Annotated in this window: 17 protein-coding genes; 14 read left to right on the top strand and 3 right to left on the bottom strand. The window is 62.6% G+C overall.

All coding sequences use genetic code 11. The features are described from left to right. The first annotated feature begins 16 nt into the window (after positions 1-16). The 6 genes from KF691_09930 to metG all read left to right on the top strand — a co-directional run bounded on the left by KF691_09930 (position 17) and on the right by metG (position 7,786). The gene (locus tag KF691_09930; GenBank protein MBX3389758.1) at positions 17-499 is read left to right on the top strand and encodes a biopolymer transporter ExbD; all 483 of its coding nucleotides are present in this window, start codon (positions 17-19) and stop codon (positions 497-499) included. Beyond that, positions 496-915, top strand: coding sequence for a biopolymer transporter ExbD (locus KF691_09925; protein MBX3389757.1), 420 nt, complete (start codon positions 496-498; stop codon positions 913-915). The genes KF691_09930 and KF691_09925 overlap by 4 nt, the downstream gene beginning before the upstream one ends. Next, the gene (locus tag KF691_09920) at positions 899-3,571 is read left to right on the top strand and encodes a hypothetical protein (GenBank protein ID MBX3389756.1); all 2,673 of its coding nucleotides are present in this window, start codon (positions 899-901) and stop codon (positions 3,569-3,571) included. Before KF691_09925 ends, KF691_09920 begins: the two co-directional genes overlap by 17 nt. Before the next feature lie 108 nt (positions 3,572-3,679). After that, a complete protein-coding gene (locus KF691_09915; protein MBX3389755.1) occupies positions 3,680-6,376 on the top strand; it encodes a hypothetical protein in 2,697 nt (898 codons plus the stop codon). Further along, on the top strand, positions 6,373-7,332 hold the full coding sequence (locus KF691_09910) for a hypothetical protein (GenBank protein MBX3389754.1): 960 nt from the start codon (positions 6,373-6,375) through the stop codon (positions 7,330-7,332). The genes KF691_09915 and KF691_09910 overlap by 4 nt, the downstream gene beginning before the upstream one ends. 49 nt (positions 7,333-7,381) lie before the next feature. After that, a complete protein-coding gene (metG, locus tag KF691_09905; GenBank protein MBX3389753.1) occupies positions 7,382-7,786 on the top strand; it encodes a methionine--tRNA ligase subunit beta in 405 nt (134 codons plus the stop codon). Positions 7,787-7,803: 17 nt separating this feature from the next. On the opposite strand, the gene KF691_09900 is transcribed toward metG, so the two are convergent. Genes KF691_09900 through KF691_09890 form a run of 3 tightly spaced genes read right to left on the bottom strand, consistent with a single transcriptional unit; the run spans position 7,804 to position 10,010 of the window. Continuing rightward, a complete protein-coding gene (locus tag KF691_09900) occupies positions 7,804-8,850 on the bottom strand; it encodes a hypothetical protein (protein MBX3389752.1) in 1,047 nt (348 codons plus the stop codon). A 21-nt stretch (positions 8,851-8,871) separates the two neighbouring features. Then, on the bottom strand, positions 8,872-9,372 hold the full coding sequence (locus tag KF691_09895; GenBank protein MBX3389751.1) for a hypothetical protein: 501 nt from the start codon (positions 9,370-9,372) through the stop codon (positions 8,872-8,874). Beyond that, a complete protein-coding gene (locus KF691_09890; protein MBX3389750.1) occupies positions 9,369-10,010 on the bottom strand; it encodes a sigma-70 family RNA polymerase sigma factor in 642 nt (213 codons plus the stop codon). Before KF691_09890 ends, KF691_09895 begins: the two co-directional genes overlap by 4 nt. Positions 10,011-10,112: 102 nt before the next feature. Here KF691_09890 and KF691_09885 point away from each other — a divergent pair, with 102 nt between their 5' ends. The 8 genes from KF691_09885 (at position 10,113) to KF691_09850 (ending at position 16,071) form a co-directional block, all read left to right on the top strand. Next, positions 10,113-10,454: a DUF4286 family protein gene (locus KF691_09885; protein MBX3389749.1), complete on the top strand. Its 342-nt coding sequence runs from the start codon at positions 10,113-10,115 to the stop codon at positions 10,452-10,454. Positions 10,455-10,494: 40 nt separating this feature from the next. Further along, positions 10,495-11,106 (top strand): sigma-70 family RNA polymerase sigma factor, encoded by a 612-nt coding sequence (locus tag KF691_09880; protein MBX3389748.1) that lies wholly within the window; start codon positions 10,495-10,497, stop codon positions 11,104-11,106. Positions 11,107-11,156: 50 nt separating this feature from the next. Then, on the top strand, positions 11,157-12,380 hold the full coding sequence (locus KF691_09875) for a hypothetical protein (GenBank protein ID MBX3389747.1): 1,224 nt from the start codon (positions 11,157-11,159) through the stop codon (positions 12,378-12,380). 166 nt (positions 12,381-12,546) lie between these two features. Beyond that, positions 12,547-12,840 (top strand): 50S ribosomal protein L35, encoded by a 294-nt coding sequence (locus KF691_09870; protein ID MBX3389746.1) that lies wholly within the window; start codon positions 12,547-12,549, stop codon positions 12,838-12,840. Between the two features lie 104 nt (positions 12,841-12,944). Beyond that, positions 12,945-13,319 carry a 50S ribosomal protein L20 gene (rplT, locus tag KF691_09865; protein MBX3389745.1) on the top strand — a complete coding sequence of 125 codons (375 nt, stop codon included), beginning with the start codon at positions 12,945-12,947 and terminating at the stop codon, positions 13,317-13,319. 132 nt (positions 13,320-13,451) lie between these two features. Further along, positions 13,452-14,132 carry a site-2 protease family protein gene (locus KF691_09860; protein MBX3389744.1) on the top strand — a complete coding sequence of 227 codons (681 nt, stop codon included), beginning with the start codon at positions 13,452-13,454 and terminating at the stop codon, positions 14,130-14,132. After that, positions 14,129-15,421, top strand: coding sequence for a cofactor-independent phosphoglycerate mutase (locus KF691_09855; GenBank protein MBX3389743.1), 1,293 nt, complete (start codon positions 14,129-14,131; stop codon positions 15,419-15,421). The genes KF691_09860 and KF691_09855 overlap by 4 nt, the downstream gene beginning before the upstream one ends. After that, positions 15,418-16,071, top strand: a complete 654-nt coding sequence (locus tag KF691_09850; protein MBX3389742.1) for a hypothetical protein — start codon at positions 15,418-15,420, stop codon at positions 16,069-16,071. The genes KF691_09855 and KF691_09850 overlap by 4 nt, the downstream gene beginning before the upstream one ends.

Below are 16,071 nucleotides of genomic sequence, written 5' to 3'. Positions count from 1 at the left end.
TGTTGTTCCAATCGAAATGCGATTTAACCGCAACAAAGAAATGCCCGAAGCCGGCTTCGACATCACATCGATGATCGACGTCGTCCTCCTGCTCACCATTTTCTTCATGATGTCTTCGCAGTTTTCGCGAATTGCCCAGCGCGATCTCGACCTTCCGCGTCAGCCCGGCGACGCCCATCCAAGACCGGATTCGGCGGCGGACGCGGCGGTGGTCATCGATCTCGAGAAAGACGGCCGGCTTTCGGTCGCCGGACGAAACTATCCGCTGGAACGCCTCACGACGATGGTGGCGATCGACCGGCAGCGTGCTGAACGCACAGGAAACTTTCTCGACGTCATCATTCGGGCCGATCGATCGACGCCCGCGCCGCAATTGCAGAAACTCGCCGGTGCGCTCAGCGCCGAAGGGGTGGACAGCTGGCGGCTGGCCACGACCGGTGAAGCGCACCGGTCGCGAGGCGCCTCTTCGCTCGAAAGCGGAGGAGGGTCAAAGCCTTGAACTTCCGCCGATCAGAGGAGCGAGGCATTCGATCGATCCCGCGGCTGTCGCTCGTCGCGTTCATCGACATTGTTTTGTTCCTTCTGCTTTATCTCATGCTCGCCGGAACTCTGACGGCGCCGGAATCTCGGATTTCCGCGGGACTCGAGAAGGCCGCTGCTCCCGGCGCGAAGGCGCCCGATCTGCCGCCGGTCTCACTACGTGTGGCTCGCGCCGGATCCAGCGTGGTGTTCAGAATCGGGCAGCGTGACCTGCCGTCGTTCGACGCGCTGGTGGTCGCCCTCGCTCAATCTCCCAAGCAGGGTGGACTAATCGTTCGATCAGACGCGAACACATTTGTGGGCGATATCGCCGCCGCCATGCAAGCCGCGAAAGACGCGGGATTCGATCGTGTGAGCTATGCGCCGACTCCTTGATCTCATTCCTGCTGTGATCCCGGCTCTGCTCGCGGCCACCGTGGCCGGTGCGAGGCTGGCCGCCCCGACGCCGGATCATGCGCTCAACGACGCAGCGCTGGACGAGTATCTCAAGCAGCGCGGGCTGCTCACGATGCGTGTCTATTCGCTCGAAAAGCGGCTGCTCTCCACTTCGGGGGCCGAGCGATCCCGCATTCTTTCGGATCTGGCATCAGCGTACGAAACGCTGCTGGAATCGCTGCCGGCCGAAAAACGTGCCGCCATTCGCGAACGCTCCCGCTTGCTGCTCAAGGACAATCCGCGTCCGGAACTCGCGGCACTCCGCATCAACCTGCTCAAGGCCGAGTATCTCTCGGCCGAACAGGTTGCCGAGCGCCAGCGTTTGCGGCTGGGCACCGAATCCGATGCGGCGGAAGCTATCGCTTCGCTCAAGCGACTCGCGATCGAGTTTTCCGAGATCGCGCAAGCCGCCAACGCAAAGGCACGCGCACTCGATGATCAGATCCACGCCCGTGGCGATCTCAGCTACGCCGATGAAGAAGACGCCAAGCGCCAGCTGCAGGATGCGAGGCGCGTCAAGTCCTTGGCGCACTACTACGCAGGATGGAGCGACTGCTACATCGCCCAGTTGACCGGTGAGCGGGAAGCTGCGGGCGAAGCGCTGGTTCACTTCGGCGCACTGCTGAACGCGCCGGACAAGAAGACTCCAAGTTTGGATAGATTGCCGCGCTCTCTGCTCTCGTACGAGCATATCGCCCGGGCCTGTCTTGGAACCGCGACGTGCCTCGCGTTGTTGGGAAACGATGCCGAGGCGCTCCGCTGGCTGGACGAGCTGTCGACGGCGGACAACGTGCCCGCCAGCGTCCGTGCGCAGCTCCTTTCGCGGAGAATCGCGGTTCTGGGTCCGAGCTCGCGCTGGAACGAACTCGCGGCGTGGGTGCGGCGAACACGCGCTCCGCAGGGAAAAGTGACCGCACCTCTGGAAACCGCCGAGGCCGTCCTTCTCGCGGTCGTCGCGCTCGAAGGGGCGAACGGCCCCGAACCAGGAGGCGAGGCGGTGCGCACGGAGCTCGGTCGACTGGCGCTCGCCGATCTCATCTCGCGCGGGCAAACCGGTTACGTTGTGGCGCTATCCAAGCGATTCGGGACCGGCGCGCTTTCTTCCGAAGGATTCATCGCGCAATACGTCCGGGCGCTGCAGGAATTTGATTCCGCGCGTGCGAAACACCGCGATGTCGGTCGGGACAGCGAGCCGGCTACTGACGCTGAAATTGTTCGCGCTTATCGGCGTGCCGCGGCGCTGTTCGACGCCGCCGCATCGGCGCCGGACGCTTCGGCGTTTGAGTCCGATGCCGAGAGAGCTGCGCTCAACGCGGGGATGAGTCTCTTCTACGCGGGCGATTTTGCCCAGGCAGCGGATCAATTCGCCAAGGTTGCGCGCCGATCCAAGCAGGACGATTCCCGTCGCGAAGCGCTCTGGTATGAGGTCGTGGCGCTCGATCGCGCGTTCGAATCCGGAAGGAAGGACCTCGCCGATCGGAGGGACGGGGCGGCGGTGCTCTTTGTTTCGACATACCCGAGAACAGAGCAGGCGGCGCGCCTTCTGCTCAAGCGCGCAGGGATCGGCAAGTTCTCGGACAAGGAAGTCGTGGAATCGCTTCTCAGCGTCCCGGAGAGTTCTCCTCTCTGGCAGGAAGCAAGGGTTCAGGCTTCAACGATTCTCTTCCGTATCGCAAGAGGCGCGGCGCCGTCGGATCGGGACGAGACGCTCACCAGATTCCTCGAGATTTCGGATCAGGTGTACCCGGCGGAGCGAGACGCCGCGATCGCATCGGAGGGTTCACGGCGCCAGACGCAGGCGCAGCGGGCCATCCTCATCGCCCGTCAGCAACTCGAAGCGGCTCTCGGACTTTTAACGCCGGATGCGGAGCGTGCGAGGCGTTTGCTTATCGAGATTCCGCGCGTCGCCGAACTGTGCGGTTTCCCGATCTCGGACCTTGTTGATGAACTCGCGTTTCGCCGCGTTCAACTCGCGGTTAGCGCCGGGAATGATTCCGAATTGGAAGCGGCGATCTTTTCGCTCAAAGAATCCTCCTCCGGATTCGCTCAGAGCGCGCGGCTGCTTGCGCTTCGGCGTGCCATCGAAGCGTTCCATGCGGCGCCGACCGATGTCGAAGCGGCGCGGCGCATCGTGGCCGTTGGAGAAGATGTCGTGCGATCGCTGGACGATCAGAAGCAATTCGACGCGCGCGCAAACGCGCTCCGAGACGAGGTCGCGGGTGCGGCAGCCTCTGTCTTTCATGAAACGGGTGGAAGTCAATTTCGGGATCTCGCGCTGCGGATCGATCGGGCGATGTACGAGCAGGGAGGGCGGTTCACATCCAGCCTGCGCCGCCTTGCCGAAATGAGCGAGCAGGTCGGGGATGAAGCGACAGCGCTCGAGTGCTGGAAGTTGCTGGTCTCCGGTCTGCGTGAGGATCAGCTCGGCTGGTTCGAGGCGAGATATCGTTCGATCATTCTGATGTTGAAGTCCGATCCGGCTGCGGCGCGCGACGCGTTCAAACTCTTCGAATTGTCGCATCCCAACTTCGGGCCGACGACGTGGGCTCCGAAGTTCCGGGAACTCCGGGAGCGACTCGCTGCGCCCCCGGCATGATGTCTCGCGGTGCGCTCGTGCGCATCGTTGTTGTGGAGCCTATTTCTGAGCGAAAAGATCCCATCTTCCACTTCTCGACGACGCGAGCCCCGAAAGGATCCCGTGCCGATGTTCTTCGGTCCGACGGGCCCAGGCCCATTCTCGCTTCTCGGACTGGAGCCAAGGGAAATCGAGCCGCTCCTGGTGCTGCAGGCGCTCCACACCCGCCTCGCAGAGCTCGCGAAACACCCTCAGAGTTCGACACCGGCGGGGGAAGAGGTCAGCCTTGCGCTGCACGCCGCCGCGGCGCAGCTTTGCGACCCCGCGAATCTTCGCGTGCTGCTTCGCATTTGGAAATCGGAACACTCGCGTCATTCATCGCAACGGCGGTCGGATGCAGCCCCGCTTGACTTTGCACCAACTCCGATCGAATTGGCAATCGAGCGAGATCTCCACATCGCCGTCGGCCTGAGCGGGGGCTGGAACGCGCAGGCGATGCAGCGTCTCGCCATGGCGTGTCGCGCGAAAGGAGTGGAGCCCGGCGACGCCGTCCGCGCGGTGCAGTGGGCCGGGAGAAACAGAAACGGGCCTTCGCAAGCGCACCTGGACCCGCCGGCCGCGAGGACGCGCATCGGCAGCCGAAACACGAAGCGCGAATTGCCTCCCGAGGATCGCAATTCTTCCACAGTGGGTGCGAAGCCTCGCGGGATTCCCGCCGATGCGATCATCCTTCTTGGGATCGGCGGATTGGGAATCGTGCTCTTCGCCACCGCCATTATTTTGCTCACGCCCGCCCGCAGACCCGAGATTTCGAAGGGTTCGTCGGCGGAGAATTCGGCCATTTCCGCGCCGCTGGAGATCACGCGGCATGAGCCTTCTCATCGTATTGAGACCTCTGACTCCAATGAACTGGCAATGGGGAATCCGCGCGCCATTGCGCAGGAGTTCGCAGGAGCCACGCACGATCTCGCAACCGATGCCACTAACGCACACAACCGGTTTGCGCGTGCCTACGAAGCGTTCGGCAAGTCGTGGACGCTGATGAGCGCGGACGAGATCTCCTCGATCGTTTCCGCGATTGTCGACTTCTGTTATGGCGCCGCAAGGCTCGAGACGCCAGTCGCTTCGACGGTCACCCGGCCGCTTCACCAGTCCTTGTCGGGCAGCAAATCGGCGGTTCGCGCCGCGGCCGCCGCGGCGGCGATCACCGGCCGATTGCTCTCGGAAAAGGAGCTCCCGCGCGCCTTTCTCGATCAAGTCCAATCCGGCGCCACCATAGGAGATCGAAGTTCAAGGGTCGAAATCAGCTCCGCGTTTCGAGTCGGGCTCGAGAGAAATCTGAGCAGTCTTGCGCTGCTGATCGCCGCCGATTGCCCGACGAGTCCCGCGTCCTGGGAGGGATTTGTCGAAGTTCGCGACTTGGCGCTCGGCGACAGGCAGCCCGCGACGGACATGCTGACGCTGAACGCGCTCGAATCTCTTCTTCGCAATTCCGCCGTGCAGCCGCAAGAGTTGTCGAGGTCGGTAGGCGTGCTTGCTTCGTCCTTGAGCTGGCGTCCTTCGGAGGAATTGCAGGCGACGTTGTCGGGCTGGCTCGAGGACGCCACGGTTTCCGCCGAATTGCTCACCGAGGTCACGCGCGCCATGGTCGCCAGCAGCGCACCGGGCGTTGATTCCACCATGGTGCTGCCGCCCGGCGCGGGTCCCGAAGCCCGAAGCAATTTGCGGGAGCGTCTGGCGTCGGCGTGGCAGGGAAAGACAATCACGAGCGAACCGGAAGAGGTCGCTGCGTGGGCCACTTGGGCTGAGAGACTTCTTGACGAAGTCCCAAAGAACGCGGCGGAGCGATTGTGGACCGCCGCGCGGATTTCTCAAGCGATTCTCGCCGGCGAGGAGCTTCGGGCGGGTCGCGCGGACCGGACATCCGGAATCATTGCGGCGGATTCGCCCAAGCTGCCTGCGGGTTTCGGTACGGCGAGTGCGGACGTGCCGCGCCCGGATCCGAATTCGAAGGCGCTCGAGTACGCCGCCGCTGGCGTCTCCGTGCAGGGGCGGCTTGAAGTATTGAAGCAATTTCAATCGTCGAACGCGAGCCCGGATTCTCTCTTTGCGGACGTTCTGGTCGTCGAGTCGGCACGCGGCTCGCCGGCCTCGATCCGAGATCTGGCTCGATCCGAAGTGCGAAAGCACTCGTCGGAACCCTCGATCGTCCTCGCCACTCTTCGCTTGCTTCCGCAGATTCCGGAGACGCCGGAGAATGCGGACTGGGTGGCGGAAGTCGCAAAGTCGCCGGGGAATTGGAAGAAGCGCTCAAAGTGGAAGGATGCCGCGCAAGTCGCGATGCTCGATCGGGCGATCGCGATCTTTCCGGTCTCGCCGGACGAAACAGCCATCGATATCGCCGCCGCTCAACTCGCGGACTCGTGGGCGGATCGAGCCGGAGACGAATCCGTCGGAAACCAGCGGGATCCTGCCGTCGCGATCGAGGCACTCGAAGCGTCGATGGCGACCGCCACCCGCTCGATTCGAGGTGCGCCGGCGGGACTGAGTATTTCGGATATTCGCCGCCGCCTGGCGGCACGGAGCGAGATCGCGGTCGGCCCGCTGGAGCGGGCCGTCGCGCTTCAGTCGGCGTGCGTCGAGTGGACAGCGCTCAACGTCGCGAGAGAACGCCCGTCCGATCTCGGTCGACTGCAGCAGATGCTGGAGTCGTGGAAGGCATCGCGACGAAGCGCCTCGACCGGCACGGGGCAACTTCTCGAAGGCGAACGGGTCATGCTCCGCATGCAACTGCTGCGGATGGGCAGGAAGGGGAATTCTGCGTGAACCGTTCCGTCGCATTGTTCTGCATGCTTTCCATCGCTGCTGCGACAGCGCGGTCGCAGCCCGTGACACCCGAGTCGCCAGCGACAACGCCCGCGGCGTCTGCAACTCCTCGTTCGAACGAAGTGCAGAGTGTTCGGGATCGTGACGAGCGAGAACGACTCCGAGCACTGAAGCCGTCGGATCCTGCCGAATACCTCGAGTTGGCTGAAGAATTGCTCGACACCCCGGATTCTCCGGAGCGCGTCGCGCTCACACGCGAATTGCTCATTCGGGCACTGGAATACGGCCGCACACAGCCGGGACATCGGCGCACCGCGGCGTCGGCCGCGATTGCGCTCGCCTCTATGAGCACCCAGGACGGCGATCGGCTCTGGCTTCGTTCGATTGCCGCGATTCTCGAACCCTCAAGCGCCGATTTTTCTCTTTCGCGCCGGGCGAGAGAACAGGAATCAATCGCCGCCGCAGCCCGCGCTTCGCAATTTCTGACACAACTTCGCGCCGGCGCCGGTATCGAGGCTCGGGATTCGCTTGCGGCGAAGGGCGTTCGTCGGATCCTCGAGGAGCACGCGCGGGAACTCTCGGCGCGCGGCACAATCTCGGTGCAGGACCTCGAGAACGAGTCCAAGAAGCTGCCCTGTTTCGACTGCGCCGGTACCGGAATGATCGCTCCACCCAAGGGACAGCGCGGCCCCGCAAGAATTTGCCCGGTTTGCGGAGGACAACCCGGCATCAAACTCAGTGCGCCGGATCTCGCGGCTCAACTCCGGCTCCAGCGCCGCCTCGCGGGATCGTTCGATGAACCGTGGGGATCGCTGATCGTGACCGAAGGCGACGGACCTGCACGCGATCCTGATCCTGCGGACGTGGCCGTCGCATTCGCAGTCGATGTCCGCCTTCCGTTCTGGAGAGACGGTCAGTGGGTTTCGGCAGAAGCGGCGACTCCGGCCCAGCCATGAACGTTGAAACACAGCTCCCTACACTCGGCCCTCTTTAGGAGTCTTTTCGATGTCCGATGCACCGGTTCCGGCACCCGCGACGGGCGCCGTTTCAGCCAAGCCGATGATCACGTTCGAAGATTTCGCGAAAGTGGATCTGCGCGTGGCGAAGATCACCAAGGCGGAGTTTCACCCTTCCGCCGATCGGCTGTTCAAACTGCAACTCGATGATGGTTCGGGCACACCGCGGCAGATTTGCGCCGGGATCCGCGGCCACTACACCCCTGAGGAACTGACGGGGCAATCGATCATCATCGTCGCCAATCTCGCTCCGCGCGTCATACGCGGCGAAGAATCTCGCGGCATGCTGCTCGCGGCGAGCGATGCTCCCAAAGACGCTCCGCCGGACACGCAACGACGCGTTGTCATTTTGATGCCGAAGAGCGATATTCCGCCCGGATCTGTTGTTTCTTAATCGCGCTGCTTGCTCCGCTATTGCGGTCCGGGCTCGGGCCTTCGGTCGCCGCCGGGTCCCTGCGGCTGCTTATCGCGCGGGCTGGGAGGTCCGTCGCCCGGCTGCGGCGACACGCGTTTACGTTCCAGCAATTGGGTCATTGCTTTTTCGATCATCTGCTCGCGCACGTCCTTGGTTTCCTGGATCCGCGCGCGGGATTCGTCGAGCCGCTTCGCGAGTTTGTCGGCCTCGTACTCGCGCACGCGCACGCGGGCGTCGTAGCCCTTGCCCATCAGATCGCGGAGTTCCGCCTTGGCCTTTGTCAGCTTCTCGCTGTCGGGCTCACCCTTGGGCTCGCTCATCTGGAGAGTGCGCACCTCGGTGGATTTCTCGACGACGAGAATGCTGGTGCGAAGATCTTCCTTGCGAAGTTCGTAGAGCTGCACATCACGATCCCGTTCGTGGAAGGTGTCGACCGCTTGCATGATGAGGTGGCCGATCACGGCACGGAACGCACGGGGCTCGGTCTTCTGCCACTCGTCGAGCTTGGCGGCGAACTCCGGCCGAATCTCGCGGATGAACTGCATCAGTTCTTCCCGCTGCTGCGGGTCAGGACCGCCTCCCGGGCCGATCTTGGGCTTGTCGAAAATCGGTCCTTGTGAGTTGGCTTCTTCCCGGCGCTCTCGCCAATTCTGGAAGAACACGTCGGCCATGTTTCCCGCGCGTGCTTCGCGGAGCATCCGGAAGACTTCTTCGGGGGGTGTTCCCGCCTCGAGCTTGTTCTTGGCGTCCTGCAACCGGCGCTCAATCCGGTTGTTCTGCTCGAGCATCCGATCGATGATGTCTTTCAGCAGCTTCGGATCGTGCGATGCGGCCTCGCGGAGAAGCGGCGAATCGAATCGATCGCCCCCACGCCGGCGCTCGTCGCCGGGTCGGCGATCTTCGCGGGCTGGAAATGGGGGAGGCCCCTTTTCGTCAGATGCAGGCGTTGAAGCGGGGGGCGACTGGGGAGCCGGATCCGATGCCGCCGGAGGCTGCGCGAGCACGCCCGCCGCAACCAGCACGAATGGGATAGACAGACTCATGAATGCGTCACGCGTGTGCACTTAAACCCCCTGGCTGTTCTTTTCTTCCGCGTTTTCCGCCGCGAAAGGCTGCTGCGTCGTCACCAATTCGTGAAGTCGCGCCGCGTCCGCCGCCAATTGATCGAAATTCCCGTTGAGCGGTTCATCAAGAAGGGAAACCGCTGCGAGGACCATTTCCATGTCCGGCGCGCCCTTCCCGGTGTCGGTCGAAGCGATGACCTGGGCGGGCATCGGCCGCAACGAAATCACGACGACGCTCACGCCAGCGACGAGTGCAATCGCCGCCGCCAGCTTCCACACCATCGGCGAAACGTGTCGAGCGACCGGTTCGATGCGTCCGACCACCGGAGAATCGTTTCTCAGCACGTCCTTCGTAGACGCAAAGATCCGGTCCTCAAGCGTCGCGCCGATGCGACTGCCCGGCGCCTCACGAGCGCTCTGCGCGTCCAGCTTCGCCGCGCGTCGCGCGATCGAATCGGTCTCGAGAAGAGCGGCATCAACTTCGTGCTCGTGCATATTCATGCTTCCAACCTTCCCCCGGCGCGAACCCCGGAACTATCCGATTGCATGGATTGGTCCATCAACGCCTTCAACTTGGCCAGCGCTCTGTGGTGTCGCGCTAGCAACGTACCAAGCGGCTCACCCAGCACTTCCGCCATCTGTCCAAAGCTCATCTGGCCGTGATGGCGAAGTTCAATCACTTCCCGATCCGAGTCGCCGAGCTGTCCCATCGCCCAGCGCAGCCTTCGCACCTGCTCGGGCGGTGCGGACGCCGGCTCTTCCGAGTTTTCGGTGCGCGCGATTCGCTCCGAATCGTGCGTCGTCGGATGACGCCGGTTGCGTCGCTGCTCGTCCCGAATCCGGTTCGACGCGATGCGAAACAGCCAGGGCTCGAACTTGCCGCGCTCGGTGTAGCCGCCCCCGACCAATTTGGCCGCGAGAGTCGCAAACACGGATTGGGCAATTTCTTCCGCCACGTCGGGATTCCTTAACCTTGCCTGCGCGAGCGCGAAAACGCGTCGCGCGTACAAATCCACAATCTGCCGCCATGCGGTTTCATCGCCCCTCGCGGCAGCAAACAGAACCGGCGTGATGTTCACGCCGTCCGAATCCGGTTGCGGGAGGTGGGGGAGGTTCTTGCCCTCCGGCACGACGGTCATCTGAAAAGTCCAACGCTCATGGAGCTTCACTATTGCCCGAGAGATGCGTGTTCACGGCTCCGAGAACCGGTTGCGGGTTCAATTGGGGAGTATGCTGCTCGGATGTCCGCGATCGCGTACACGGTACTAGCCACCTTCCCGGACGAGCCGACGGCTCGCGAATACATCGACTGGCTGTTGGGTGGCCATATCGGTGCAGTCCTGAGGGGCGGAGCGTCCTCCGCTCAAATCATCCGGAATCAATCCGAACCCATCCAGGTCGAAATACGCTATCTTTTCCCGAACCAGCAGGTCTTTGATCGATACGTCGCGGAGGTCGCTCCGGGGCTGCGGGCGGACGGGATTCGCAGGTTTCCGCCCGAGCGGGGAATTCGGATGGAAAGGCGGTCTGGAGTCATTCTCAACCAGCATCAGTCCCGTCTGGACGCCTCGCCAAGTCGGTAACCACTATCGGTTCGGTCGTGATTCGCAGCAAGGAACGCCAGTGAAGGAACTTACGGACGAAAAGCTGTTCGACCAATTCAGGCGGGGGGACATGGGGTCCTTCCGCAAGCTCTTGGAGCGGTACAAGGACGATCTCCTGCGATTCCTGTTTCGCTTGGTCGGGGACCGAACCGCGGCGGAGGACGTCTTCCAGGAGACGTTCATGCAGATTTATCAGTCGTGTGACACATTCGACATCGAACGACGTTTTCGGCCCTGGCTTTTTACGATCGCGGCGAACAAGGGCCGGGACTACCTCCGTAAGAAAATGCGTCGCCAGGAATTGGACCTTCTGGCGCCCGTCGGGGGAGGGGATGCCTCCGACGGTTCCGGTGCCATGTTCGTTGACCTATTGGAGGTCGACGTGGACAAGCCGGATGCAGCAATGGATCGATCCGAGCGGGACAAGCTGGTTCAGGAAGCGCTCGCAGGCCTGTCCCCGACTCTGAAGGAGATTCTTCTTCTTGCCTACTTCCAGCGCCTGAGCTACGTGCAAATTTCTGAGGAACTCGAGATTCCTCTCGGGACGGTCAAGTCCCGCTTGCACGCGGCGGTCGCCGCCTTCGCCAAACGCTGGCAGGCCGTCAACAAGAGTCAGGAAGAAGCCGCTTAGTTTTCTCGTTCGTTCCGTCTCTCGTCATTTCGAGTTTGTTGAGTGCCCCAATGACTGATCCGATCGCAAATTCCTTCGTCGAAGAAACCGTCCCGCCGGTCGCGCTCGGCGCGACGGACAGCGCGGCACTCGACGCGCTGATCGAAGCGGGGATGGAAATCGAAAAGGTTCCTCACGAGATGCGCCAGCGTGCCCGGCACGTCGGCGCCTTGCTCGGCTTGCTCGACGCGGGGCACATCACGTGCGATGCGGCGCTTGTCGATGTCACGATCCAGCGAATCGCTCGCCACGCCGAGCCGGTGCTGAGCTCCGAAGACGCGGAAGCGCTGGATTCATGGGCGCTCGCGGGGTACGACGCGAATCACACGCCTGCAGCACTGAGAGATCGCGCACGAAAGCACGAGCAGCTCGCGTCCACGGTTGTCGAAAGCGAGATTTCCGCGACGCCGCTGCTGGTCGAACGAACGTTCCAGGCAGTAGAGGCGAAAGTTGCCGCGAATCGTGCGCAGGGAATCATCACCCCGACGTCGCGCGGATGGCGGATGTCCGACCTGATTTCGATCGCGGCGATGCTCCTGATCGGAGTCTCGGTGCTTTGGCCCACGATGAACTTTGTGAGCCAGAAGGGTCGCCAATATTCCTGCCAAAGCAATCTCGGCAGCGTCGCCTCGGCGATGAGCCTGTACGCCGGCAATCACCGGGACTCTCTTCCTATCGCGACGGCCGGATTCGGCGGCTCGCCGTGGTGGAACGTGACTCCAGAGAAGCCTCAGGCCAATTCCTCCAACCTTTTCACGCTCGCGCGGACGGGGTATTCCAAGTTGCGCGATCTGGCCTGTTCGGGCAACCCGAAGGCCGATGTGGGAGAGGTCAAGAAAGGCGCCTTTGACTGGTCCAATCTTGAAACGATTTCGTACAGCTATCAGATCATGGATGGACAGGAGCGCCCGAACTGGCATCGCTCCCCTGCGGAAGCGCCCGCGACCATCGTCGTGTTGGCCGATCGTTCTCCGGTCGTGCTCCACGCGTTCAACGACGAAGTCATCGACCCGATGGAAAATTCTCCCAATCACTGCGGCGCGGGTCAGTTCGTGCTCTTTGCGGATGGAAACGTGGCGTGGCTTTCCACCCCCGAGCGTGCCGACGGCGACAACATCTGGCTGCCGCGAGCGATCGAGGTCATTATCCGGCAGGCGGCAAAGATGCATCAGACCGGGAGGCTGGAAGGCATCGAGGTGCCGATGGACGCGAAGGATTCGTTTGTCGGCCCCTGAGCCCGGTTCTCCCGTTTTCCGCTAGCCACGCCTGAGCGGGCGCCTCTGCAGAGAGCCCCGCGATCGCCTGCGACGCCCTCCCAAGTGGCCGTCAAGCGACTTTCTGCCTAGTATCTTGACCCTGCCAAGGCCGGTCAAGGCCCATGGCACGGGGATCGAGAAAGTCATGCCCAAGACCAAAAACCATAAAGGCCTTCTGAAGCGCATCCGCATCACCAAGACCGGTTTGGTGCGTCACCGCTCGGCGAATCACAAGCACCTCCGCTCCGGCAAGGGTGGCAAGCGCCTCCGCCAGCTGCGGAAGGACCCGATGATGTCGAACCCCGAAGCCAAGCGGATCGAGAAGCTCTTGTTCCGTCGCCTTCGTGGCCGGTCACAGTCCCGTGCGACGATCAAGCGCAACCCGACGCCGGCGCAGCGCAAGGCTGCCGCGGCAAAGTCCGCCTCGAAGTCCAAGTAGCACGTCTTTTTTCTCGGGCGACTCGTCCGGGTTCATATCACCGTCCGCCGGGTCACAAGTCGGGAGTGGATCCCGCCCCGTTCGGATCAGCAGGAGTTTGAATTATGCCTCGCGTTCGCAAAGGCGCTGCCCGCGCTCAGAATCGGAAAAAGCTTCTCCGCGAAGCCAAGGGCTATTTCGGCACAAACAGCAAGCACTGGTATCGCGCCCGCAACGCGGTGATCCGCGCCGGCGTCTACGCGATGCGCGATCGTCGCTACCGCAAGCGCGACATGCGCGCTTTGTGGATCGTCCGCATCACTGCCGCCTGCCGCATGCGCAACACCCGCTACAGCCTCCTGATGAACGGCCTGCGGATGTCGGGCATCCTTCTCAATCGCAAAATGCTGAGCGAGATCGCGATCAGCGACCCGAAGCTCTTCGACAAGATTGTTGCCATCGCGGTCAAGGCCTCCAAGGCTATCCCTGCGAAGACTTGATCGCATTCTCATTGTTCGTTCCCCACGAGCCCGGCTTAACGTCGGGCTTTTTTCTGCGCCAGAACTCCTTCTCGGCTATTCTGCCGTGAGGTTGCGGGGCGACCTTTACGGGATGGAATCCAGGGAGACCACATGGACTGGTGGGTTGCCAACATCTACGCCGCGAGCCCGATTCTGCTCTTCTCCTGGATTCTCTGGGTGGTGGGGTCCATCTGCCTGCACGAGCTCGGGCACGGCTGGATGGCGATCCGGTGCGGAGACAGCACGCCTCGCGCGCTCGGCCACATGACCATGAATCCGTTCGTCCATATTCCCTGGCCCTGGGCGTGGATCATGTTTGCGCTTTTCGGGTTCACGTGGGGCCTCATGCCGGTTTCCCCGGACCGATTCCGCGGCCGATACGACGATGCGAAGGTTGCTGCGGCGGGACCCGCGGTGAATCTCATTCTGGCAACATTGTGCGTGTTCGCTTCGGTCGGATGGATGATCGTCGGTCCGAACGTTCCCGACAACGTGCGCCACAACGTCGGCGTCTTTTTGTGGACCGGTGTGATGATCAACTGCGTCGGGGTGCTCTTCAATCTCATCCCAATCCCGCCGCTGGACGGCTCTCGCATTCTTGCCGATTTTTCCATGCCCTATCGAAGGCTGATCAACAGCGAGCAGAGCGCGATGATTGCCATGCTCGGGATGATCCTGTTATTCACGGCCGGCGCCGGGCACATCTGGCACGCGACATTTGTCGTGACGGATTGGTCGCTTTCCAATGCGGCGCGGTTGTTCGGGCAGACATGGAACGGGAGACCCTGGTGAAATACATCGTGGTCATTCCCGATGGCGGCGCGGATTTGCCGATCGCGCAGCTCGGCGGGAAGACGGCCTTTCAGGCCGCGCGCACGCCGAATCTCGATGCGCTCGCAGCGAGGGGGCGGATGGGAGTTGCAAAGACCACGCCGCCTGGATTCGAAGCGGGTTCCGATGTTTGCTCCATGTCTCTCCTTGGCTACGACCCCGCGAAGTATCACACGGGTCGCGCGCCGCTCGAGGCGGCGTCGCTCGGTCTCAAGCCCGTCGCGCGCGACTGCATCTTCCGGTTGAATCTCGTCGCGACCGGGGCTTCTACGTCGGGGCCGTACTCGGCCTCGGACGATGCACTCATGATCGATCATTCCGCCGGCGCCATTTCCGATGCCGAGGCTCGGGAGTTGATTGCGAGCCTTGTCAAACATTGGAAAGCGGCCGTGCCCGGTGCGTCCGATTCGATGACACTGACCCCCGGTGTGAGTTACCGCAACATCCTGATCGACACAAGCGGACGTGACTATTCCGAAGTTGTCACGACGCCGCCGCACGCGGTCCCCGGTGAATCGTGGCGGGCGCATCTTCCAACGCCGAAGACCCGCGCGGGGACCAATGGAGCCGCCGTACTCAACGAACTGATGCTCGCATCGCGTGATGTGTTCTGCGATCATCCGGTGAACAAGGCGAGGCTTGCCGCGGGCAAGCGCCCCGCGACAATGGCCTGGATCTGGGGACAAGGCGTGAAACCCAGCATGCCGAGTTTCCAACAAAGATTCGGCATCAGGGGCGCCATGATTACCGCCGTTGATCTTCTTTCCGGTATCGCGGCATACATGGGGTGGGAACGCCTCGATGTTCCCGGTGTGACGAGTTACCACGATACCGACTACGCGGCACAGGGGCGAGCCGCGGTCGAGGCGATTACGCAGAAGGACTTCGATATCGTCTGTTGCCATGTCGAAGCGCCCGACGAGGCGTCGCATCAGGCCGATTGGAAAACCAAAGTCGCCGCGATCGAACGCATCGACCAACACGTGGTCGCGCCGATTTCCGCGTGCATTTCGAAAATGGAGAAACAGGGACAAGGCTGCCGAGCTTTGATCATGCCCGATCACTACACGCTGGTTAGCACGCGCAAGCACGATGCCACGCCCGTCCCGTTCCTCATCACCGGAACAGGCATCGCTCCGAACGGTGCGACGAACTTCGACGAGTCCAACGCCGCCTCAACGCGTGTTGTCATCGAGCGCGGTCACGAACTGATGCGAGAATTCCTAGGTATCCGCGAGAACCAATCATGAGCGAAACCGAAGGCAACTCCGGCTCGGCTTCCGAATCTGCGCGGCCTCCCCTCGGTCCGCCGCTCGTGGATCCGAAAGAGTCGTACGACCTCGAGCCTGCCGAACCATTGCCGTCACCGCCGCCCCCGCCCGTGATCCCGCCACCTCCGGTTGCGGCAAAGCGCGTTCTTCCCACGGCCGACTTCATCAAGTCCGGACTCGGATCGAGCCAGGTCATCGGTATCGCGGGTGCAACTGTTTTGGTCATCGCATCGGTTTTCGCCGCGATCGTCTCGAGTCGTTCCGGCGGCAGCTGGTGGGCCGGCGGCTTGCTCACGGCCTACCTTGGTCTGCTCCACGCCGGAACCGGTGCCGCGGCAGTTGGTTTCGTCGCGTACGCGCTCGGTCGTGAAGTCGGGAGCATCCCGCTCGCCGCGGCACGAATGCTGCTGGCGGTTTCGCTCTTTCTTTTGGCCATCAATTGCGGGCTCTCGCTCCACCCGATCTTGCTCTATCTCTGTGCGATTCTGCTGTATGCGCTCGTCACCATCGTGCTGTTTCGGTGGGAAATATCGGAGTGGGCCGGAGTCGCGAGCGTGCACGCGGCGCTCTGGTTTCTGATGTTCCTCGCCGCAAAGCTGCAAGTTGCCGCCGCGGCAACGGGCAAATAG

This window comes from Phycisphaeraceae bacterium (assembly GCA_019636555.1).
Lineage (GTDB): Bacteria > Planctomycetota > Phycisphaerae > Phycisphaerales > UBA1924 > JAFEBO01.
This window is presented reverse-complemented; position numbering and strand designations above follow the sequence as displayed.

Bases quoted from the DNA above. Each gene is read 5' to 3' on its own strand.
- KF691_09930 (MBX3389758.1), top strand. From the start codon at position 17: ATGCGATTTAACCGCAACAAAGAAATGCCCGAAGCCGGCTTCGACATC.
- KF691_09920 (MBX3389756.1), top strand. From the start codon at position 899: ATGCGCCGACTCCTTGATCTCATTCCTGCTGTGATCCCGGCTCTGCTC.
- KF691_09915 (MBX3389755.1), top strand. From the start codon at position 3,680: ATGTTCTTCGGTCCGACGGGCCCAGGCCCATTCTCGCTTCTCGGACTG.
- metG (MBX3389753.1), top strand. From the start codon at position 7,382: ATGTCCGATGCACCGGTTCCGGCACCCGCGACGGGCGCCGTTTCAGCC.
- KF691_09900 (MBX3389752.1), bottom strand. From the start codon at position 8,850: ATGAGTCTGTCTATCCCATTCGTGCTGGTTGCGGCGGGCGTGCTCGCG.
- KF691_09895 (MBX3389751.1), bottom strand. From the start codon at position 9,372: ATGAATATGCACGAGCACGAAGTTGATGCCGCTCTTCTCGAGACCGAT.
- KF691_09890 (MBX3389750.1), bottom strand. From the start codon at position 10,010: ATGACCGTCGTGCCGGAGGGCAAGAACCTCCCCCACCTCCCGCAACCG.
- KF691_09885 (MBX3389749.1), top strand. From the start codon at position 10,113: ATGTCCGCGATCGCGTACACGGTACTAGCCACCTTCCCGGACGAGCCG.
- KF691_09875 (MBX3389747.1), top strand. From the start codon at position 11,157: ATGACTGATCCGATCGCAAATTCCTTCGTCGAAGAAACCGTCCCGCCG.
- KF691_09870 (MBX3389746.1), top strand. From the start codon at position 12,547: ATGCCCAAGACCAAAAACCATAAAGGCCTTCTGAAGCGCATCCGCATC.
- rplT (MBX3389745.1), top strand. From the start codon at position 12,945: ATGCCTCGCGTTCGCAAAGGCGCTGCCCGCGCTCAGAATCGGAAAAAG.
- KF691_09860 (MBX3389744.1), top strand. From the start codon at position 13,452: ATGGACTGGTGGGTTGCCAACATCTACGCCGCGAGCCCGATTCTGCTC.
- KF691_09850 (MBX3389742.1), top strand. From the start codon at position 15,418: ATGAGCGAAACCGAAGGCAACTCCGGCTCGGCTTCCGAATCTGCGCGG.